General features: G+C 41.4%; 22 protein-coding genes. 9 read left to right on the forward strand and 13 right to left on the reverse strand.

Going from position 1 to position 19,208, the window contains the following annotated elements; genetic code table 11:
- A partial coding sequence (locus DDT91_RS20885) for an IS3 family transposase (protein WP_187177702.1) occupies positions 1–87 on the forward strand: 87 nt, incomplete at its 5' end.
- A gap of 66 nt (positions 88–153) precedes the next feature.
- Here DDT91_RS20885 and rplI read toward each other — a convergent pair.
- From rplI to DDT91_RS17895, 4 genes are all read right to left on the reverse strand, one after another.
- Positions 154–597 (reverse strand): 50S ribosomal protein L9, encoded by a 444-nt coding sequence (gene rplI, locus DDT91_RS17880; RefSeq protein ID WP_187177563.1) that lies wholly within the window; start codon positions 595–597, stop codon positions 154–156.
- A gap of 39 nt (positions 598–636) precedes the next feature.
- On the reverse strand, positions 637–888 hold the full coding sequence (gene rpsR, locus DDT91_RS17885) for a 30S ribosomal protein S18 (RefSeq protein ID WP_092729973.1): 252 nt from the start codon (positions 886–888) through the stop codon (positions 637–639).
- On the reverse strand, positions 888–1,256 hold the full coding sequence (rpsF, locus tag DDT91_RS17890; RefSeq protein WP_111392159.1) for a 30S ribosomal protein S6: 369 nt from the start codon (positions 1,254–1,256) through the stop codon (positions 888–890). Before rpsF ends, rpsR begins: the two co-directional genes overlap by 1 nt.
- Positions 1,257–1,406: 150 nt before the next feature.
- Positions 1,407–2,336 carry a hypothetical protein gene (locus DDT91_RS17895; protein ID WP_187177564.1) on the reverse strand — a complete coding sequence of 310 codons (930 nt, stop codon included), beginning with the start codon at positions 2,334–2,336 and terminating at the stop codon, positions 1,407–1,409.
- 25 nt (positions 2,337–2,361) lie between these two features.
- Between DDT91_RS17895 and DDT91_RS17900 the strand changes: the two genes are divergently transcribed.
- The gene (locus DDT91_RS17900) at positions 2,362–2,949 is read left to right on the forward strand and encodes an SAM-dependent methyltransferase (protein WP_187177565.1); all 588 of its coding nucleotides are present in this window, start codon (positions 2,362–2,364) and stop codon (positions 2,947–2,949) included.
- Here DDT91_RS17900 and DDT91_RS17905 read toward each other — a convergent pair.
- Both DDT91_RS17905 and apaG read right to left on the reverse strand, forming a co-directional pair.
- Entirely contained in the window at positions 2,938–3,717 is a 780-nt protein-coding gene (locus DDT91_RS17905) for an O-methyltransferase (protein WP_187177566.1), read from the reverse strand. The two genes, DDT91_RS17900 and DDT91_RS17905, sit on opposite strands and share 12 nt — an antisense overlap.
- Before the next feature lie 6 nt (positions 3,718–3,723).
- Positions 3,724–4,110: a Co2+/Mg2+ efflux protein ApaG gene (gene apaG, locus DDT91_RS17910; RefSeq protein WP_187177567.1), complete on the reverse strand. Its 387-nt coding sequence runs from the start codon at positions 4,108–4,110 to the stop codon at positions 3,724–3,726.
- 51 nt (positions 4,111–4,161) lie between these two features.
- On the opposite strand from apaG, the gene ung reads away from it, so the two are divergent.
- Positions 4,162–4,824, forward strand: a complete 663-nt coding sequence (gene ung / locus DDT91_RS17915) for a uracil-DNA glycosylase (RefSeq protein WP_187177568.1) — start codon at positions 4,162–4,164, stop codon at positions 4,822–4,824.
- Positions 4,825–4,858: 34 nt separating this feature from the next.
- Here the strand turns inward: ung and lepB are convergent, their stop codons facing one another.
- The 7 genes from lepB to DDT91_RS17950 form a co-directional block, all read right to left on the reverse strand.
- A complete protein-coding gene (gene lepB, locus DDT91_RS17920; RefSeq protein WP_187177569.1) occupies positions 4,859–5,935 on the reverse strand; it encodes a signal peptidase I in 1,077 nt (358 codons plus the stop codon).
- Between the two features lie 15 nt (positions 5,936–5,950).
- On the reverse strand, positions 5,951–6,673 hold the full coding sequence (gene dapB, locus DDT91_RS17925; protein WP_187177570.1) for a 4-hydroxy-tetrahydrodipicolinate reductase: 723 nt from the start codon (positions 6,671–6,673) through the stop codon (positions 5,951–5,953).
- Positions 6,673–7,215 carry a DUF5683 domain-containing protein gene (locus DDT91_RS17930; RefSeq protein ID WP_222718682.1) on the reverse strand — a complete coding sequence of 181 codons (543 nt, stop codon included), beginning with the start codon at positions 7,213–7,215 and terminating at the stop codon, positions 6,673–6,675. The genes dapB and DDT91_RS17930 overlap by 1 nt, the downstream gene beginning before the upstream one ends.
- 65 nt (positions 7,216–7,280) lie before the next feature.
- Entirely contained in the window at positions 7,281–8,192 is a 912-nt protein-coding gene (locus DDT91_RS17935) for a ParB/RepB/Spo0J family partition protein (protein ID WP_187177572.1), read from the reverse strand.
- 2 nt (positions 8,193–8,194) lie between these two features.
- Positions 8,195–8,977 carry a ParA family protein gene (locus DDT91_RS17940; RefSeq protein WP_187177573.1) on the reverse strand — a complete coding sequence of 261 codons (783 nt, stop codon included), beginning with the start codon at positions 8,975–8,977 and terminating at the stop codon, positions 8,195–8,197.
- Between the two features lie 201 nt (positions 8,978–9,178).
- Complete coding sequence (gene yidC / locus DDT91_RS17945; protein ID WP_187177574.1) at positions 9,179–10,972, reverse strand: membrane protein insertase YidC; 1,794 nt, start codon at positions 10,970–10,972, stop codon at positions 9,179–9,181.
- A 33-nt stretch (positions 10,973–11,005) separates the two neighbouring features.
- Complete coding sequence (locus DDT91_RS17950; RefSeq protein ID WP_187177575.1) at positions 11,006–12,625, reverse strand: CTP synthase; 1,620 nt, start codon at positions 12,623–12,625, stop codon at positions 11,006–11,008.
- A gap of 316 nt (positions 12,626–12,941) precedes the next feature.
- Here DDT91_RS17950 and DDT91_RS17955 point away from each other — a divergent pair, with 316 nt between their 5' ends.
- The 6 genes from DDT91_RS17955 to DDT91_RS17980 all read left to right on the forward strand — a co-directional run bounded on the left by DDT91_RS17955 (position 12,942) and on the right by DDT91_RS17980 (position 18,998).
- A complete protein-coding gene (locus DDT91_RS17955) occupies positions 12,942–13,703 on the forward strand; it encodes a hypothetical protein (RefSeq protein WP_187177576.1) in 762 nt (253 codons plus the stop codon).
- Between the two features lie 344 nt (positions 13,704–14,047).
- Positions 14,048–14,548: a hypothetical protein gene (locus DDT91_RS17960; protein ID WP_187177577.1), complete on the forward strand. Its 501-nt coding sequence runs from the start codon at positions 14,048–14,050 to the stop codon at positions 14,546–14,548.
- A gap of 251 nt (positions 14,549–14,799) precedes the next feature.
- The gene (locus tag DDT91_RS17965; RefSeq protein ID WP_187177578.1) at positions 14,800–15,270 is read left to right on the forward strand and encodes a hypothetical protein; all 471 of its coding nucleotides are present in this window, start codon (positions 14,800–14,802) and stop codon (positions 15,268–15,270) included.
- Entirely contained in the window at positions 15,267–16,691 is a 1,425-nt protein-coding gene (locus tag DDT91_RS17970) for a CCA tRNA nucleotidyltransferase (RefSeq protein WP_187177579.1), read from the forward strand. The genes DDT91_RS17965 and DDT91_RS17970 overlap by 4 nt, the downstream gene beginning before the upstream one ends.
- A gap of 16 nt (positions 16,692–16,707) precedes the next feature.
- Positions 16,708–17,412: a lipopolysaccharide assembly protein LapB gene (locus DDT91_RS17975; RefSeq protein ID WP_187177580.1), complete on the forward strand. Its 705-nt coding sequence runs from the start codon at positions 16,708–16,710 to the stop codon at positions 17,410–17,412.
- Positions 17,413–17,612: 200 nt separating this feature from the next.
- Positions 17,613–18,998, forward strand: coding sequence for a metallophosphoesterase family protein (locus tag DDT91_RS17980; RefSeq protein ID WP_187177581.1), 1,386 nt, complete (start codon positions 17,613–17,615; stop codon positions 18,996–18,998).
- Positions 18,999–19,208: the final 210 nt, after the last annotated feature.

Below are 19,208 nucleotides of genomic sequence, written 5' to 3' on the forward strand. Positions count from 1 at the left end.
TATAACCACCAACGAATAAAATCAAGTCTAAACGGAAAAAGCCCGGTACAATACCGAGCTTCTTCATTAAATTTAAATCATTATTAATCCGTCTAACTTTTGGGGGCTAGTTCACAATTTGCGAGCCTTTATTTTTTGATGAGCTAGAGATTATTATTCTCCTACTACTACAAATTTCACTTTGGTTTTCACTTCTCTGTGAAGGTCGATATCGGCAGTGAATTCGCCAGCGCCCTCTACAGGAACATTGATAGCGATTTTCTTTCTGTCAATGTCAAATCCTTTGGTAGCCAATGCATCAGAAATCTGAAGTGTAGTCACTTTTCCGAAGATTTTTCCTGAATCACCAATTTTAGCTTTGATTTCAAGAGTAGTCTCGGCAAGTTTAGCAGCAATGTTTTCCGCTTCGGTTTTGATTTTCTCAGCTTTGTGTGCTGCCTGCTTGATGTTTTCAGCAAGGATCTTCTTGTTAGAGTCGGTAGCAAGTACAGCGAAACCTTGAGGAATCAAGTAATTTCTGCCATAACCTGGCTTTACGTCTACCAAGTCATTTTTATATCCAAGACCTTTGATGTCTGTTTTTAGAATGATTTCCATTTGTAATGATCTTTTTTGATTGAACGATACAAGACCGAATTATTTCAAACCATCGGTTACGAATGGCAACAAAGCCAAATGTCTTGCTTTCTTGATAGCCTGAGCTACTTTTCTCTGATACTTCGCAGAGTTACCTGTAAGTCTTCTAGGAAGGATTTTACCTTGCTCGTTTACGAATTTCAAAAGGAAGTTAGGATCCTTGTAGTCGATGTACTTGATTCCATGCTTCTTGAAGCGGCAATACTTCTTTCTGATTTCGCCTCTGTTGATAGGTTCGTTTACTAGTGTCATTAGGCTTGCTCCTCCTTAGCTTCAGCTTTTTTGTTAAATTCTCCTTTTCTTCTTCTTTCGGCATACACGATAGCGTGCTTGTCCAATACAGTAGTAAGGAATCTCATCACTTTCTCATCACGTCTGAACTCCAGCTCAAACTTGCGGATGATGGTTGGATCAGCCTTGAACTCTACCAATACGTAGAAACCAGTCGTCTTCTTCTCGATAGGATAAGCCATCTTCTTAAGACCCCAGTTTTCCACATTGATCACATCTGCCCCCTCTTCTTTTAACAAGTTCACAAACTTGTCGACAGTATCCTTCATCTGAACATCAGACAAAACGGGAGTTAAAATGAATACCGTCTCGTAACTTCTTTGGAACATTTTTTAATGTGTTTAGGAAATTTGAATAAACAGACCGCAAAAGTAGAGGAATCGGTCCTGTAATCCAAATAATTGTCTAAAATCACTTTGGTAAAATCAAAAAAGCCTCTCCTTATGGAAGAGGCTTTTAGAAGATGTGATCAGTTTGGGTTATTTTACGGTAAAGCTTTTTGCTCCAATCTGATAATTGTCTACAAAAATCTTGATCTGATGGTTACCGGAAGCGTATTCTGATCCTTTTTCATAATAAAAAACCAGATTTTGTCCTGTATTATCAAAAATGATGTCTTGCTTGACGGTGTAAAACTGTTCCTGACCATTGATCATAAACGTTCCAGATCCTTTGGCTACATCGAAGATGGGCTGATTGTTTGGACCAAGTACTTGGACAAAAACATTTCTTGGTCCTTTTTCGGCAACCTTATTGTCCGCGATGTTAAAGCTTACTTTCAGCCTTTCCATCTGTCTGTTACGGAAATCTTTGGTCGTCTCTATTCGTTCTTTTCCTCTTGAATTTACCGCAGAGATTACAATGTTCTCTGCTTTCAGCATGGAGGCTACGTCCACTTTTGCCTGAAGATTTTGCTTTTGAATATTGAGTTGGGCTACTTCTTCCTCGATTTGGGCCTGAGTGGTTTTGAGATCCTGATTTTCAGAGAAAAGTTGTTGATTTGCGGCCCTCAATTCCAGGATTTCCTGGTCTTTTTGGGCTATTAAGCCATTCAGGTTGTTGATTTTGGAATTCAATGCTGCAATCTCGGAATTGGTTCTTTGTCTAGCACTGTTTCTTTCAGCGATCAACTGATCCCTGACTGCTTCCAATGCTTTCACGTCGCCGCCAAGTTTTTCGATTTCCTTTATCCTCAAGTCAAGCTGATAAGTAACTGAATCCAATCTCTTATTCAATTCATTGTTTTCAGTCGAAAGCAGCAGAATTTCTTCTGTCTTTTTGGTCCGGTCCACATAGTCGGTGTATAGTTTGATACCGCTGATGATGACCAAAAGAACCAAAACAATAATTATGATATTCTTGCTTTGATCTTTTTTTTGCTTTGATTCGTTTTCAAAGTTACTATTCATGGTGGTTTAAATAAGGGCCTATGATATGATTGATTTAGACGAAAACTTCTGGTCTTCCCGGTATGAAAACGGGTATACGGGTTGGGACCTTGGCTACGCCTCACCTCCACTTTATCAATATCTTTGCCAAATTGAGAAAAAGGATTCGGTGATTCTGGTTCCCGGTGGAGGCAATGCCTACGAGGTGGTCGCTGCTTTCGCTATAGGATTGAAAAAGGTTCATTTACTGGATATTTCTAAGGTTCCAATTGCCAGATTTTTGGAGAAAAATCCATCTTTTCCAAAGTCTCAAGTACATCATGAAAATTTTTTCGAGCATTCCGGCCAGTATGATCTGATTTTAGAGCAAACCTTTTTTTGTGCCTTGGATCCAGCACTAAGAGTCGATTATGCAGCAAAAATGGCTGAGCTGTTGAAGCCCGGAGGGAAATTGGTTGGAGTATTATTTGACCGGGACTTTGAAGGCGGGCCACCCTTCGGAGGTAGCGCTGAAGAATATCGGGAGCTTTTCAAGCCATATTTTCATTTCGAAAAGTTTGAGCCCTGTCATAACTCAGTTCCTCCACGGATGGGGTCAGAATTATTCATGATTCTGAAAAAGTCAAACCTCTAAGATCAGGTTTGTTTTTGGACCCGGATAATCAAAAAAGAGTATCCCACATTCAAAGAAATCCAGGGTGAGCCTAACCTTGGGATTAGCTTTGATCTCTTCCCACGCCGTTTCCATGTCAGCAGACCAATGGATATCTCCAATGGCGATAATACTTTTTGGATGTACTTTAGTCAGACACTGAAAGAAGGAGTTAAGGGTGCCTTCATACGTATGATTTGCATCAATCAAAACAAAATCAAGTTGATTGATTCTTTCCAATACTTCTGAAAGGGTATCAGTAATGTTGCCCAAAACGAATTCAGTTTTTTCCGGAGTGGGATATCTTTTGGCGACTTGTTGAATCTCTTTGGAGCCTTCCAAAGTCCATAGTTTCCCCTTGGTTGCCTTACTTATGTACCTCGTGCTGATTCCCATGCAGGTTCCAAGCTCCAAAACCTGCTCTGCTGGAGTAAGTTGGCAGAAGTACTGATAGAGTAGGGAAAATTTGGGCGAGCTAGTCGAGTGTCGAGTTATTTTTCGGATTTCCCTCCGGGGATCTGGGACTTTTTTAGAACCAGCCCCAAAGTCTTCCACAAGTATTTCAGTGGAGTCTTCCAATAAGGAATTCCGAAATTTTTCTATGTCAGGATCGCCTTTTGGACAGGTTTGGAGGAATTTGATCAATCCCCCGTAGACTGAAAATAAAAATGGCGACTGTTGACTGTAGAGGTCTTCCTTTTTGAGCCAGTAAGAAAAATAGGATAGGGCCGGAAAAATGAGTTTCCTCAAGCGGTTTTAATTGTGAAAGATGTTTGCAATCATTTGAAATTCAGGAATCGATACCTCAATCATATGGCCGTCAAACAGCTTTTCCATGGTGAATATTCCTTTCATTTTTCCTAGGCCTGATTTTAGGTTACATCCAGAGACGTAGGTGTGCGATTCACCCGGCTCTAGGATAGGCTGCTGACCGACCACTCCAATTCCTTCAACGATCTTTGGAGTTTCGGCAGCATCAAAAATTTCCCATTTTCTTCTTAGTAACTGAAAAGTGTGCTGGCTTTTATTTTCAATAGTTACCTTGTAGGTGAAAACATAATGATGCTGGTGTGGGCTTGAAAATTCCGCCTGATAGGTAACTTCCACACTGACCTGTATGCCTTTTGTTACAGCTGTGACCATGTCATAAAGTAATTTTGTGGCTATAATTTACAAGTTATTAATTTCAAATCAATGGATGTGAAAATTGAAGATAGTTGGAAAAACTCATTAAGAGATGTTTTTCAGGCTAAGTTTTTCAATGATTTAGTGAGTTTTGTAAAACTTGAATATCAAACCCAACAAGTGTTTCCGCCCGGGAAAGAAATTTTCAATGCTTTTTGGCATTGTCCCTTATCGGCCGTAAAAGTAGTGATTTTAGGCCAAGATCCTTATCATGGATTAGGACAGGCGCATGGGCTTTCTTTTTCGGTCAAACCGGGAGTGCCTTTTCCTCCGAGTCTTTTGAATATTTTTAAGGAAATAAAAAATGATCTAGGTCTTGATATGCCTCCAAATGGAGATTTGACCAGATGGGCAGACCAAGGTGTTTTTTTATTGAATGCCACGCTTACAGTGAGAGCAAATCAGGCGGGTTCGCATCAGAATAAAGGTTGGGAGATCTTCACAGATGAGGTGATCAAAGTGATCAATACACAACGTGAGCATGTGGTCTTCATGCTTTGGGGTGCATATGCCCAGAAGAAAGCAGAGTTGATTGATCCCAAAAAGCACCTGATTCTGAAGGCGCCCCATCCCAGTCCTCTTTCAGCACATCGGGGATTTTTAGGTTGCGGGCATTTCTCCAAGGCAAATGAGTACTTGATCCAAACCAATCAAGAACCCATTAAATGGTAATGAAAAAGCCCCGAAACAACTCGGGGCTTTGGCTTTAGTCAATTCCTTTAAAGAAACGACTCCATCTGATTTTGCTAAACATGGACTCGTATTTGTCCAGTGATAGCCAGAGAAACCAAGCCTTTCCTACCACATGGTCTTCTGGCACAAATCCCCAATAGCGGGAATCCAAGGAATCGTGACGGTTGTCCCCCATCATGAAGTAATAATTCTGTTTGAAGGTATATTGGTCAATCTGCTTCCCATCGATGAACAATCGGCCGTCTTTCACTTCGACTTTTTCATGTCCCTCGTATTTTTCGATGGTAAAGGCATATTTTACGACGTTTTCAGGGTTCATTTCTATTTCCATTCCTTCTCCGGGGATCAGTAGAGGCCCATAATTGTCCCTGTTCCAGCCAAAGTTTGAACCATTTGGGAAGATGTTTGATTCGCCTTGGCCTTTGGGGTAAATTGATTTAGAGACCGATGTAATTACTGGAGAAGTCTTGAGACGTTCGATAGTCTGATCTGTAGTCCAAATCATATATCGATTTCCTTCCGGCGCGGTATAGAAGCTCTCCCGATTGATTCCATAATCCGCCAAAAACTCAACCGTAAGCGGTCGGTTGGTGGAAATTTCATAGGAGTATTGCATTTCTTCAGGTTTTAGAGCCGGCTCATTGTTCACAATCAATTCCCCATCTTTGATCTCGACCACATCTCCCGGTACCCCTACGGCTCTTTTGATATAGTTGGTTTTTAGGTCATTTGGGTATTCAAATTCTACCGGATAATTGAATACGACTACATCGTTTCTTTTCACTTCTGAAAAACCGGGAAGCCGGTAATAAGGCAGCTGAATGGCATCCGAGTAGGAAGAAATTTCAGTTCCCCAGATTTTTTGGTGAGTGAGCGGAATCTGAAGGGGAGTTTTTGGAACCCTGGTCCCATAGTGCATTTTGCTTACAAAGAGAAAGTCTCCCACTAAAAGGGATTTCTCCATGGAGGCGGTTGGGATGGTAAATGGCTCCAGGAGAAGCCAGCGGATCAGGGATGCTGCCACTACAGCGAAGACTAAGGCATCTACCCATTCACGGGTTGCAGATTTTTTATGCTTGTATTGACTCATTTGCTCGAAATTGACTTAGAAAGATAGAAAATCGTCCATTGAAAGTACTCCTTTTTTGCCCGGAATCCACTCTGCAACCATCACTGCTCCCAAGGCAAATCCCTGACGGCTATGCGCCGTATGGGTAATCTCGATCTCATCGATTGGAGAAGAATAACGTATGATGTGTGTACCGGGTGCAGGATCTATTCGCTTTGCGGTAATAGGTAAAGACTGTTCAGAGCCTTGTCCTTCTCCTACTAAGTGCCACTCTTTCAGTTGTTTGTTGTTTTTTAGGATTCCCTGAGCCAGCGTAATGGCTGTGCCGGATGGTGCATCTTTCTTCTCCGTGTGATGAATTTCTTCCATGGATGCAGTATATCCGGAGGTCTCGTTCATCAGTTTGGCTAGAAATTCATTCACTTTGAAAAAGATATTTACTCCGATGCTAAAATTGGAGGCATAAAAAAAGGCCCCCTTCTTTTCTAAAGTCAGGCGATTGATTTCAGGTTTTTTAGATAGCCATCCCGTAGTACCAGACACAATCGGAATATTGCGTTCGAGAGCCCATTTGATGTTGTCAAGAGCTGCCTCAGGCTGACTAAACTCGATTGCAACGTCTATTTTGGTAGGATCGAGGGTTGATAGCTCCTCTCTGTTGTCGATATTGATTTTTGCTGCAATGGTATGGCCTCGGGATTCAGCGATCTCGCTGATGATTTTTCCCATTTTTCCATAGCCAAGAATTAGAATATTCATTATTTAAACTGAAGTTTTAACGTTAGTCCATATGAAGTTGAATTTGCCGAGAAGGAACCTAAATTGGGTTCAAATTTTAAGGCAAGGTCGTCGGAGATATCAAAGCCTGAAAGGTGGGCGTCTACGTTGGCATCCACCAGATTCAAAGCATATATGCCTAGGAGAAGTAAGATGGTCAGGTCCCTATTCTGCCTCCAATAATCCACGTTTCTCACCAATGCATTTCTGTTCAGAGAAGGAAATTGATTGGTTTCCCCATCATCAAAAGCAAACAAAGCATCCCGAAAGGTCTGATAGCGTTTGTTGTTGTAGCCTATAAAGTAAATATCTGTCATGAATCCAGCATAAAGGATTGGTACTTTCCATGCCTTTCCGTTGTATATCTGGCCTGCCCCGGGGATAATTGCGGAGAGAATAGTTGCTTTTCTGGGGTTTTTTGGAAGGGTAGAGTAATCAGGTTTCTCTTTTTTCTCTTTTTCCCTCGGAGTGTTGGACTGTGTTTGAGCTGATAATTGTTGTATTCCGGATAATAAAAAAAGCAAAAGCCCCAAGGTTATCCATGGGGTCTTTTTTGCTTTCTGATTCACTGGAAAGAACACCTTCAATTTTAGATTATTTCTAGAATTTCAAGAATTCGGTTTAGGTCTGAGGCGGAATTGAATGGGATTTTGATTTCCCCTCTGTTTTTTTGGTCTGCCTTCAGCGCAACTTTAGTTCCAAAATGGGAAGCCAGCCTTTGTTGGATCTTGTTCATCTCATATTTTCTGACAGGATCCAATCCTACTTTTTGAGATTCCTTTTCGGTTTTTCCTTCGTTAAGAGCTTTTACCAGGGCTTCCACTTTTCTAACGCTAAGCTCTTCTTCAAGTGCTTTTTTGAAAATCGCCAGTTGCTTATCCACATCCTCGATATTGATCAAAGCTCGGGCGTGTCCCATCGAAAGCTGCTGATCCCGAATGGCAGCTTGGATGGTAGGAGGGAGCTTTAGCAATCGAAGGTAATTGTTGACAGTGGTTCTGTTTTTTCCTACCCGATCACCTAGTTCCTCTTGTTTGAGATTGCATTCAGCCAATAGTCGCTGGTAAGAATGGGCAATTTCAAGGGCATTGAGATTTTCTCTCTGAATATTTTCGATCAATGCCATTTCCAGCATTTGCTGGTCATTAGCGGTACGAACGTAGGCAGGTATTTGCTTTAATCCGGCAAGCTTTGAAGCTTGAAATCTCCTCTCTCCTGAAATTAATTGGTATTCATTTGGTCCAAGCTTTCTTACGGTAATGGGCTGAATGATCCCTTGCACCTTGATGGATTCTGAAAGTTCCTGCAAGGCCTCTTTGTCAAAATGTACTCTTGGCTGGTAAGGATTGACTTGAATTTCATCCAGAGGAATTTCAAAGATTCCGGTTTTCGCGACCTCGGGAAGGATTTCCTGAGATTTGGCTTTTGCCGGGCTATCTTCTAAAAGTGCTCCCAAGCCCCTTCCTAATGCGCTTTTTTTGATTGGTTTTTGTTCTGACATGGTTAGTTAGTCACTTTTTGAAGGCCGTTTTTCTGGGCGATCTCCCCAGCCAGATTTAAATAAGCTATGGATCCTTTTCCTTCCGCATCAAAGGCTATGGCAGGAAGTCCGAAACTAGGAGACTCAGACAGCTTGACATTGCGGGGAATAATGGTGTCAAAAACCATATTCTTGAAATGAAGCCTGACTTCTTCCACCACTTGATTGGAAAGTCGAAGTCTGACATCGTACATGGTCAATAAAATCCCTTCGATTTCCAGATCGGGATTGAGTCGGGTTTGAATAATTTTGATCGTATTAAGCAGTTTACCAAGTCCCTCGAGCGCAAAATACTCGCATTGGACAGGAATGATTACAGAGTTGGCTGCTGTCAGTGCATTGATGGTAATCAGGCCCAAAGAAGGAGAGCAGTCGATGATAATGAAGTCATACTGATCTTTGATGGAGGCAATGACTCCCTTCATCTTTTCCTCTCTGTTTTCCATATTGATCATCTCCACCTCGGCACCGACCAAGTCGATGTGAGAAGGTACCAAATAGAGATTTTCAATTTCCGTTTTCAGAATGATGCTTTCCACCTCTATCCCGTCTACCATGCATTCGTAAATGCTGGTTTCTATCGCCTTGGGATCATGGCCAAGACCTGAAGTCGTATTGGCCTGGGGATCGGCATCGATCACCAAGGTCTTGTACTCCAGTACTGCCAGGCTTGCGGCCAGGTTCATGGCGGTGGTGGTTTTTCCCACACCGCCCTTTTGGTTGGCAATGGCAATTATTTTTCCCATGGGTTAGAATAAGGGTATTTGGACTCCAATATTAAGCAAATTCAGGGCTAATCCTTTGGTAAGAAAGCCTTTTTTTGAGACAAGAACATAGTGAAAAAAGGTTAAATCTCTGTGGGTCAAGTCCGTGATCTTGGCGGGCTCTTCCTTAATTGCCACTACTTGTCATAAAAAAACTGGAGCCTTTTAAGACTCCAGTTTTTCTTATTTTTTCTTGTTTGCCTCTGCGGCTTTCATAGCGTCTTCCAATCGTTGCTGGAATTTGGACTTCTTTTTATTGACGTTTTTCGCTTTGTTTTCTTCTACTTTCTGACGGATTTTGGCGTCATCCACAAAGAGCTTGATCAAGGCTTGCTGGCCAAAGGTCACCATGTTGGAGACGAAGTAGTAGAAGCTCAAACCTGCCGGATAAGAGTTGAGGATAAACATAAACATCACAGGCATGATATAGCCCAGATTTTTCATTGGTCCCGTAGCCGTGGTAAGCTGATTGTTGAAATGGGTATAAACGATCTGAGAAACCGTCATCAACAAGGTAAATAAACTCACATGAGCTCCATAAAAAGGAATTGTAAACGGGAGCTTGATAAACTCGTCATAGGTGGAAAGATCCTCCGCCCATAAGAAAGACTCTTGTCTCAGTTCAATCGCATTTGGGAAGAAAAAGAACATGGCAAACAAAAACGGCATCTGTAGCAACAAAGGCAGACAGCCGGAAATAGGGCTCACTCCCAATTGGGAGAAAAGCTTCATCTGTTCTTGTTGCATCTTGGTAGGATCGTCACCAAACTTTTCCTTAAGCTCATCAATTTCCGGTTTGATGACCCGCATTTTGGCCATCCCGATATAGGACTTATAGGTCAAAGGTGAGAGAGCCAACTTGATGATCAAGACAATCAGAATGATGATGATGCCATAACTGTCAAAGTATTTCTCCAGGAATTCGAACAGATGCACGACTATCCACTTATTGACCCAGCTCACAAAGAAGTACCCCATGTCTACATTTTCCTCGAATCCTTCCGTTACGGATTTGAGGGTCTTGTATTGATCCGGACCGAAGTAATACGAAAGGCCGGCTTTTCCATCAGTAAGGGGAATAGACAGGGAGGCAGTCATATTCCGGACTATTGAAGAGTCTGAAGGAGTGCTTTGAGCAAGTTTTACATTTTGGAAATCTGTCTCTGCAATGATTCCGGCGGTGAAAAACCGCTGGCTAAATCCTACCCATTTGACAGGTTCTGCTACTTCTTCTTCCTCAGGGTCATCACTCAATCCTAGGTTTTCATAAGAGCCTGAAGACAGGTAGTAATTAACTTGGGTTTTCCTTCTCGACTCTGCCAGATCTTTTTCCTGAGCTTTGATTTGGTCATTCCATTGGAATTTCAACTCATTTCCGGTAAAGATTCCTTGGTATCGATCTATTTCGAAAGATTTTTGAACCACAAAGCTACCTTCAGCCAAGGTATATTTTTGGATAAGTTGACCGGATTCAGTTCCTGCACGAAGTGTCAACACTTGCGTCTTGACTCCATCAATTTCTTCAGTGCTTGTTTCTGGGACGAAGTAAAAATCGCTTAGGTTCAGTTCTCCAAACCTGCTGTCGACAGAAAAGCCCATTTGTGAAAGGCGCTCATCAAAAAGCAGTAAGGGCTCATTGGTCCAGCTGAAATATTCTTTCATCAAAACCTCTTTGATTCCCCCACCACGGGTGGATATCGTTACCTTCACTTGATCATTTTCCAGCACTGCTTCTTTCTCCTCACCTATGGTCAGGGTAGCCAGTGCTCCGAATTTGGCCGCTCTCTGCGCATCAACCAAACTGTCGGGCAGAGAGGAAGTCAATTCCTCTTCTGCCGATGAGGGCTGGATTTGATTTTCTGTTTGTGGTGCCGATTCCTCTACGGCAGGAACTTCTGGACCACTCGCAAAAAATATCGAGTATATCAAAATTACTGCTGCAAAAAGAATCAAACCAGTTGCTTGATTTCTATCCATACTATAATCTTTCAGGGCTGATTTTCTCAGCTTTTATTTAATTTTTTTATTGTCGATCGCTGCTTGAATAAACTTCACAAACAGAGGCTGGGGGTTTAACACCGTACTTTTATATTCTGGATGAAACTGAACGCCCACAAACCATGGATGGTTTTTGAGTTCGACGATTTCAACCAATCCCGTCTCGGGGTTTTTTCCTGAGGCGATTAGTCCTTTTGACTCAATTTGCTCCAGATACTCATTGTTGAATTCATACCGGTGACGATGACGCTCCTGGATTTTCGTTTTTCCATAGGCGATCGCTGCCTTACTTCCTTTTTTGAGGTCGCAAGCATACGAACCCAATCGCATAGTTCCGCCCATTTGGTCAATTTTCTTTTGTTCTTCCATCAGCGCAATAACAGGATGTGGAGTATTTGGGTCCATTTCTGTAGAATTTGCACCTTCCAATTTCAAGACGTTTCTAGAAAACTCGATCACTGCGACCTGCATTCCAAGGCATATTCCAAAAAAAGGAACCTGGTTTTCTCGGGCATACCTCACGGTTTCTATTTTCCCTTCAAATCCTCTTTCTCCAAATCCGGGGGCTACCAATATTCCATCGAGTTGGTCTAGTTTGGATTTGAAATTGTCTGAGTTGATCTCTTCTGAGGAAATGAGGTTCAAATTGACCTTGCATTCTACCGATGCTCCGGCATGAGTAAAGGACTCAATGATGGATTTGTACGAATCAGGAAGCGAAACATACTTTCCGATTAATCCAATGGTCACTTCTTGGGTCGGATTTTTGAGTTTCCCCAAAAAGTCTTTCCAGTTTTCGAGATCGATAGTGGACTTTGAACTAAGCTTGAGCTTGGATAGTACCCGTTCGTCCAGTTTCTCCTTTTTCATCAGAAGAGGGACATCGTAAATGGACTCGGCATCCATTGCCTCTATGACATCGTTCAGCTGGACATTGCAAAAAAGGGCAAGCTTTTTCTTTACTTCTGAGGGTAAGTGATGCTCGGTGCGGCACACCAGAATGTCAGGCTGTATACCTGCTTCCAACAGCTGCTTAACAGAGTGCTGGGTTGGTTTCGTCTTCAGCTCTTTGGCCGCCTTAAGATAAGGGATAAGCGTAAGGTGTATGACCAGGAAATTTCCTGGGCCAAGGTCCCACCTTGCCTGACGTACTGCTTCAATAAATGGAAGAGATTCGATATCCCCCACGCAGCCGCCAATCTCTGTGATGACTACATCAAATTTCCCGTCTTGGCCCAGTTTATAGAAATTGCTCTTGATCTCATCGGTGATATGTGGGATGACTTGCACCGTTTTGCCCAAAAATTCACCTTTTCTCTCCTTGGTGATCACATTGTTATAGATTCTACCTGTCGTGATGTTGTTGCTTTGAGAGGTAGGCACATTCAGGAAACGTTCATAATGACCCAGGTCTAGGTCTGTTTCTGCTCCGTCATCGGTGACGTAGCATTCTCCGTGTTCATAAGGATTTAGGGTTCCCGGATCGATATTGAGGTAGGGATCAAACTTCTGAATGGTCACACTAAAGCCTCTTGCCTGCAGGAGTTTGCCCAAAGAAGCTGCGATAATTCCTTTTCCTAGGGAAGAGGTCACACCTCCTGTGATGAAAATGTACTTGGTGGATTGAGCCATAAGAATGGGCGGCGGGATGATTTTGGTTGGATTCTTATGGGGCTCAAAATTAGGGAAAATTCCTGACTTGCCTGCTTTTAATCCTTTTGAATTTTGGATTGGTTTAGACTTTTTCAGCTGACTTGATGAGTAATAGATCAAAAGTATATATTGACAATTTGTGTCAAAAGATTGTTTGGATTCAAAAGCCCTCCTAGCTTAGTGTCATGATTTCGAAGGGTTTTCAGTCTTTGAAGTGTGGCTGAAAAATTTGAATTAAAAAAAGCGCTTCTATATCAAAACAATACTGTCTAAAAATATTAAACAAAGAATAGCCATGAACTTAAGAAACAAAAAAATTGTCCTCTGGGACAAAATCAATCAGGACAGACCTGTTTGGAAAGAGAGGGTAAACACCAATTCTCGGGAATTTTATGTGTTGGATCCTGTGGAGTTATTTACTAAGGTAGATTGGACCTTATATGAAGAAGATGTTCAAGTGATCAATCAGATTTATTCCAAGCTTTTTGATGAAGTGGTGATTGATAAAAAAGTATTGGTCTGTTTTTGGCCCTTGGCAGAGCAGTTTGGAAATGATTGGTTTGAATTGACAAATTTGATAAAACATAATCAGTTTGAATTGGAGATTTACAAGCAAACTGCGCTGTCTTCCGAGTATGGTCTGACTTCAGAGATACTAAGAGGCTGGAAAAAGTTAATTTATTTTTTGATTGAATCCTTGCTTGAAGATATCCGGATAAATGAACAGATGGATGAAGTAGCTACTTTGACAAGTGAAAAAGGCTACATTGTTTTATTCCGTTTTGATCAAAATGGCATCATTCGATATTCGTTTGCCTCAAGTTTTGAATACCATGAAGCAGGGCACGATTTTTCTCAGGAAGGGGAATCCACTCCTCATCTTTTCGACTCTTTTGACCAAATGCTGGAAAAACTAATGGGCGAGTTTGATTTGGGGGGATATACCATCCAGTTCAATGACAGACAACTTGAAAAGACCTATTATAATATCCTGGCAAAAGATTTCAAGACCAAGAACCTTATTCAACACTGGTTAGACACTTATTCACTCAATTAATTATTGGGTTTTGTGGAGACCGAATTTTGGTGTAGGGTTGGTGAAGGAAATGAATTGAAAAAGTCCCAAAGACATTTTTTCTGTATAATGGATGTCTTCTCGATGTTTATTTTCCTTAGTTAGAGGATGGTTTGCCATTTGTTAAATTCAATTCTCCAGCCTGTACATCTCATTAGTTAGGTGCGGGATAATTATGCGATATTCCGATCAGTTAAAGTAATATTAAGCCTGTTTAGATGAATAAATGAAAGTTTTTCCTTCATAAGCTTTTTGCTAAAAGCTAATAGAATCATCATTTTGAAGAAGCATATTTTTTTAAAAATGAATATCATCATGGAGAGTTGATGGAGAATTTAGAATATTTTCATGATATTTGTTTTATGCTGTATATTCAATTTTTATATTGCATTGATTTTTCTTGTCAAATAAATTTTAAACAAATGAGAGAACTAATTAAAGAATCCATTGCAGATCTAAAAAGAGCTGATGGTTTTATTTATGTGACCGCGGAAGGAAAGAAAATTGACCTTCATGAAGCGGCCGCAAGAGGTATTGCGGTTACTCCTGTGAATCCGAAAGATGAAGTGATTAAGAAATTGGAAGCTGCAGGTTTATATCTTACTGACAGTAAATTTGTCAGTGAATTGAACGATCTTATTTCTGCTTTAAGTGGAAGTGCTTCTGCTAAATCAGGAGGAAAAAGAAGATCTTTTTCTGATTCTGAAAAAAGTAAAATTGTAGAAGAATGGAAAAAAGTGGAGGCTGCGGGAAAGAAAACCAAAGCTGCTTTCGCAAGAGAAATTGGTGTAGGATATCAGACCTTCATCAACTGGCTGAGAGGATAATTGAATGATTATCCTTTTTAAAAGAGACAGCGAATTAGCTGTCTCTTTTTGTTTGGTAAATTTTGATATTTTGAGTAAAAACCAAATAATTTATAACCTATAGATAACCTAGAAGAGGGTGTTTTTATTTTATTCGGTTATTCCCCGAAATAAAAAAGGTTTCCTCGATTGAATTGAGTTTTTGGAATGAGTCGAGATTTACGAAGGCCTGCCGGATATTCTGATTATTTTTGTGCTAAATAATTACTGACTTGGACACAGCTGCTATTGTTAAAACTTTCCGGGAGAAAGGAGAAACCACAATCAAAGAGGGAAACGGAAAAGTGATTACTTTTCTGAAACCTGAACTCTGGAAGGATGAAATGGGGAAAGATTGGATTTATTTGATTTTTGACCTTTTTCAGATCAGATCTATTTGTGTTTCTTTCTCCGAAGTCTCCTTAGATATCGTGGAGTTTGCTTCAAAGCCCACGATTTATCATAGCCCCGTCAATAAACTCATGTCCCATGGTCCTATTGAAAATGGCCTAGTCAAGTTTTCTTTGGTCAGGGAGCCACAATGGAACAAACTTCTGTTTCAGCTATCCCAACCCGTTCTTGCCAAGGTTGGAAAAGAAACAGCATCCGAATTTCAAGCAGAGGTCTTTTTTCCTCTGCTGAGTGCTTCAGTCAAAGAAATGTTTTTGGGTCCGGAGGGAGAGGTCAAAATTATCAAAGGATGAATTTGAAAGAAAAGCTGGACGAACATGAGGTTTTTGGAAGAGTGGCCGAAACTTCAGCTCGTTTGGGATTAGAGTCCTATGTGGTAGGAGGATATGTCAGGGATCTTGTGCTAGGAAGACCGAGCAAGGATATCGACTTTACCTGTGTGGGTAGTGGCATCCAACTAGCTCAGGAGGTAGCCAAAACCTATCAAGAACACGTGCCTTTGTCGGTGTTCAAGAATTTTGGTACCGCCATGCTCAAGTTGGATGATTGGGAGTTGGAGTTTGTGGGCGCCAGAAAAGAGTCATACAGATTGGAGTCCCGTAAGCCTATTGTGGAAGATGGTACCCTTCTGGAGGATTTAGAACGAAGGGATTTTACCATCAATGCCATGGCCATTTCCTTGAATCCGGGAAATTATGGAGAGTTGGTAGATCCTTTCGACGGGTTGGGAGATTTGAAAAGAAAATTGATCCGAACACCCTTGGAAGCCGGAATTACCTTTTCTGATGATCCGTTACGAATGATGCGTGCTGTGCGATTTGCTGCACAGCTCAATTTTGATATTGATGCCGACACCTTTTTTGCGATAGCTGGAAATGCATCGAGACTTCAGATCATTTCGGCCGAAAGGATTATCGATGAATTGAATAAGATCATCCTGACTCCTAAGCCTTCTTATGGGTTTAAGCTTCTGTTCGCTTCCAAACTTCTGCATGAGTTTTTTCCAGAAATGGTCGAACTACAAGGAGTAGATTCGGTGGATGATAAATCCCATAAGGATAATTTCTATCATACTCTCCAAGTACTGGACAATGTCTGCCAAGTTTCTGACAATCTTTGGCTTCGTTGGGCTGCCATCATGCATGATATTGCCAAACCAGCCACCAAAAGATTTAACCCAAAGGCAGGGTGGACTTTTCACGGGCATGAGGACAAAGGAGCAAGGATGACGCCTGGTATTTTCAGGAGATTAAAGCTTCCAATGGATGATCGGATGAAATATGTGCAGAAATTGGTGCGACTTCATTTGAGACCGATTGCCTTGGTTAAGGACGAAGTGACAGATTCGGCTCTGAGAAGACTTCTCTTTGACGCAGGGGATGATATTGAAGATCTGATGAAATTATGCCGTGCAGATATCACTTCCAAAAACAACAAAAAGGTCCAGAGGTATTTGGAAAACTTCGATAAAGTAGAGCAGAAGCTTCAGGAAGTGGAAGAAAAGGATCAAGTCCGCAATTTCCAGCCACCGGTGAGCGGAGAGGAAATCATGGCAATTTTTGGAATCCCCCCTTCAAAAATTATCGGGGACATAAAAGAAGAAATCAAAGAAGCTATATTGGAAGGCCGAATCCAAAACAATCCTGAGGAGGCGAGAAACCTGATGTTGCAAATAGCCTTAGAAAAAGGGCTATCACCCATAGAAAAATCCTAATAAATTAATCGATTATATGAAGCGTATATTCTTCCTGTTGTTCCTTGCCTTGTGTGCCGGAAACGTAGTAGCCCAGTCAAATGACTCTATTCCCAAACTTGATCCCAAAACGAAAAATGCCCTTAATGTGGCAGATCAAATGGCCTATCAGGCTGCACTGAGATATAATGATATGGAGATGGCCAAGATCAAACTTTATGATCTGATGGTGAGAAATCCTGAGGATATGCGTTATATGGAAGCATTGGGGAGTCTTTATTTTGAATCGGGACTGAATGCTTCTGCCGCCCTCGTGGCAATGGATATTTTAAAGGTAAATGACAAGAATGTCGGTGCCTTGGAAATTGCCGCCTATTCTCTGGAGCAACTTGGAGCTTTTGATCGAGCTTTGCCATATTATGAGAGTTTAAATCTGCTCACAGGAGACAACTTTAGCCTGTATAAATCTGCCTATCTGCAATTTTCTCTGAAAAGGTATGCGGAAGCACTAAACTCTGTCAATATGCTTGTCAAAAATGCAAAGCCGGATGAGAAAATCGGGTTTGCGATTTCTGAATCAGAGACTCAGCAAGTAAGCATGAAGGCAGCAGCCTTGAATTTGAAAGGTTTGGTTTATTTGGATCAAAATTCCAAAGCTGAAGCAAAGGCGGCCTTTACCGAAGCGCTTTCTCTTGAGCCAAATTTCAATCAGGCAAAAGAAAACCTTCAAAAATCAAACTAAGGGGAAACTTACTCTTTTAATAAGCCGGCTATATTTCAGTCGGCTTTTGTTTTTTCATTTGCTTTATCAAAATACTTCCCTTTGCATCTTCCCCTGCTTGATTGGGTTTTTTAGTCCAAAGAGATAAATGACTTTTTGTATCAGGCTGATTTTGCCTACATTGATTGGATTAGTAAAGATTCTGAACAAATATTGCCCGCATGAATTTCTCCCGCTTGATTCTGTTTTCATTTCTTGTTTCTCTCCATTTTCAGGTTTTCAGTCAAACTCAAACCTACAAAGAGCCAAAGTTTCATGCCAATTGGTCTAAGCCTTCCGAATATCCTGATCGTATTGTACTCAATTTTGGTCAAAACCCATCTTCAGAAGTCAATGTGACTTGGAGAACCAATTCTGAAATAAAGATCGCTTTTGCGGAAATTGCATTGGCTACTGCAGCTCCTAAATTTTGGAAAAACGGAAAAACTATTCAAGCAAAAACAGAGGTGCTGGATGCCAGAAAAGTGGTTGATGCTGAGGTGCTGGCACATTACCATTCGGTGGAATTCAAGGACTTGCTGGCAGATACTACCTATGCTTATCGTGTAGGTGATGGAGAGCGATGGAGTGAATGGTTTCAGTTTAGAACTGCCTCGGATCAACCCAATGATAAATTTTCTTTTTTGTATGTAGGAGATGCGCAAAATTACATTTTGGAGCTATGGTCAAGATTGGTGAGGGAAGGCTTTCGCACGGCTCCGGACGCTAAATTTTTTATTCATGCCGGAGATTTGATCAATCGGGCCCACCGGGAGCAAGAATGGCATGAATGGTTTACGGCAGGAGGTTTTATCCACAGCATGATTCCATCCTTTCCCACTCCAGGCAACCATGAATACCGAGCCAAAGACCAAAAGGAATCGGAAGCAAAACTCCGTAGTCTGTCAGTGCAATGGAGACCTCAATTTACTTTGCCGCTTAATGGGCCAAAGGGATTGGAGGAGACGGTCTATTACATGGACTATCAGGATGTGCGTGTGATTTCATTGGACTCCAACCGCGATCATGAAATTCAGGCAACCTGGCTTGAAGAAGTTCTTGCCAATAATCCTAAAAAGTGGACGATCATGACTTACCACCATCCATTTTTCTCGGCTTCCGGTGGTAGAGACAATGAGGAGTTGAGAAATCTTTGGAAACCTATTTTTGACAAGTATAGGGTGGATCTTGCCCTTCAGGGTCATGACCATGCCTATGCCAGGGGAAGAGTGGCACCGGGTGAAAATGTCATGGATGGAGTCAATGTGAAAGATCTCACTGGTACAGTTTACGTAGTAAGTGTGAGCGGTGGAAAGATGTATGATCTCGGGGATGATTGGACTGCCAAAGGCGGACAACGGGATCGAGTTGCCGAAAATACTCAACTCTTTCAAGTAATCACTGTAGAAGGTAACCGGCTTAAATTCGAATCCTACACCGCTATTGGAGAATTATATGATGCCTTCGAATTGGTCAAAGGTGAAAATGACATGAATCAGTTCATCGAATTGAGAGTCAATGCTGTCCCAGAAAAAAACAACTCAAACACTATCCCATATAGGGATTAATCAGAGAAAAAGCCAATAATAAACGGATGTTGTTGCCAAAGCCAAAATCAAGCTCAAAACAATGATTTTGAGGTGATTGGAAATGAAAACTTTTCTCTGTGTATTTGGGTCAAGCACTAACTTTCTGATAGGTCTTACCCCTAACTGGACTAGTGCCAAAAAACCTAAAAAATAGGCGCTAAACAAAATTAAGAAACTTACAATGGCCTC

It is taken from the genome of Algoriphagus sp. AK58, from assembly GCF_014324365.1.
Classification (GTDB): Bacteria; Bacteroidota; Bacteroidia; order Cytophagales; family Cyclobacteriaceae; genus Algoriphagus.

Excerpts from the sequence above, each read along its gene's own strand:
- DDT91_RS17900 (WP_187177565.1), top strand. The coding sequence starts at position 2,362 with ATGATTGATTTAGACGAAAACTTCTGGTCTTCCCGGTATGAAAACGGG.
- DDT91_RS17975 (WP_187177580.1), top strand. The coding sequence starts at position 16,708 with ATGAAGCGTATATTCTTCCTGTTGTTCCTTGCCTTGTGTGCCGGAAAC.
- ung (WP_187177568.1), top strand. The coding sequence starts at position 4,162 with ATGGATGTGAAAATTGAAGATAGTTGGAAAAACTCATTAAGAGATGTT.
- DDT91_RS17940 (WP_187177573.1), bottom strand. The coding sequence starts at position 8,977 with ATGGGAAAAATAATTGCCATTGCCAACCAAAAGGGCGGTGTGGGAAAA.
- DDT91_RS17955 (WP_187177576.1), top strand. The coding sequence starts at position 12,942 with ATGAACTTAAGAAACAAAAAAATTGTCCTCTGGGACAAAATCAATCAG.
- DDT91_RS17935 (WP_187177572.1), bottom strand. The coding sequence starts at position 8,192 with ATGTCAGAACAAAAACCAATCAAAAAAAGCGCATTAGGAAGGGGCTTG.
- DDT91_RS17970 (WP_187177579.1), top strand. The coding sequence starts at position 15,267 with ATGAATTTGAAAGAAAAGCTGGACGAACATGAGGTTTTTGGAAGAGTG.
- DDT91_RS17895 (WP_187177564.1), bottom strand. The coding sequence starts at position 2,336 with ATGAATAGTAACTTTGAAAACGAATCAAAGCAAAAAAAAGATCAAAGC.
- DDT91_RS17980 (WP_187177581.1), top strand. The coding sequence starts at position 17,613 with ATGAATTTCTCCCGCTTGATTCTGTTTTCATTTCTTGTTTCTCTCCAT.
- DDT91_RS17950 (WP_187177575.1), bottom strand. The coding sequence starts at position 12,625 with ATGGCTCAATCCACCAAGTACATTTTCATCACAGGAGGTGTGACCTCT.
- rpsR (WP_092729973.1), bottom strand. The coding sequence starts at position 888 with ATGACACTAGTAAACGAACCTATCAACAGAGGCGAAATCAGAAAGAAG.
- rplI (WP_187177563.1), bottom strand. The coding sequence starts at position 597 with ATGGAAATCATTCTAAAAACAGACATCAAAGGTCTTGGATATAAAAAT.
- yidC (WP_187177574.1), bottom strand. The coding sequence starts at position 10,972 with ATGGATAGAAATCAAGCAACTGGTTTGATTCTTTTTGCAGCAGTAATT.
- lepB (WP_187177569.1), bottom strand. The coding sequence starts at position 5,935 with ATGAGTCAATACAAGCATAAAAAATCTGCAACCCGTGAATGGGTAGAT.
- DDT91_RS17960 (WP_187177577.1), top strand. The coding sequence starts at position 14,048 with ATGGAGAATTTAGAATATTTTCATGATATTTGTTTTATGCTGTATATT.
- dapB (WP_187177570.1), bottom strand. The coding sequence starts at position 6,673 with ATGAATATTCTAATTCTTGGCTATGGAAAAATGGGAAAAATCATCAGC.
- rpsF (WP_111392159.1), bottom strand. The coding sequence starts at position 1,256 with ATGTTCCAAAGAAGTTACGAGACGGTATTCATTTTAACTCCCGTTTTG.
- apaG (WP_187177567.1), bottom strand. The coding sequence starts at position 4,110 with ATGGTCACAGCTGTAACAAAAGGCATACAGGTCAGTGTGGAAGTTACC.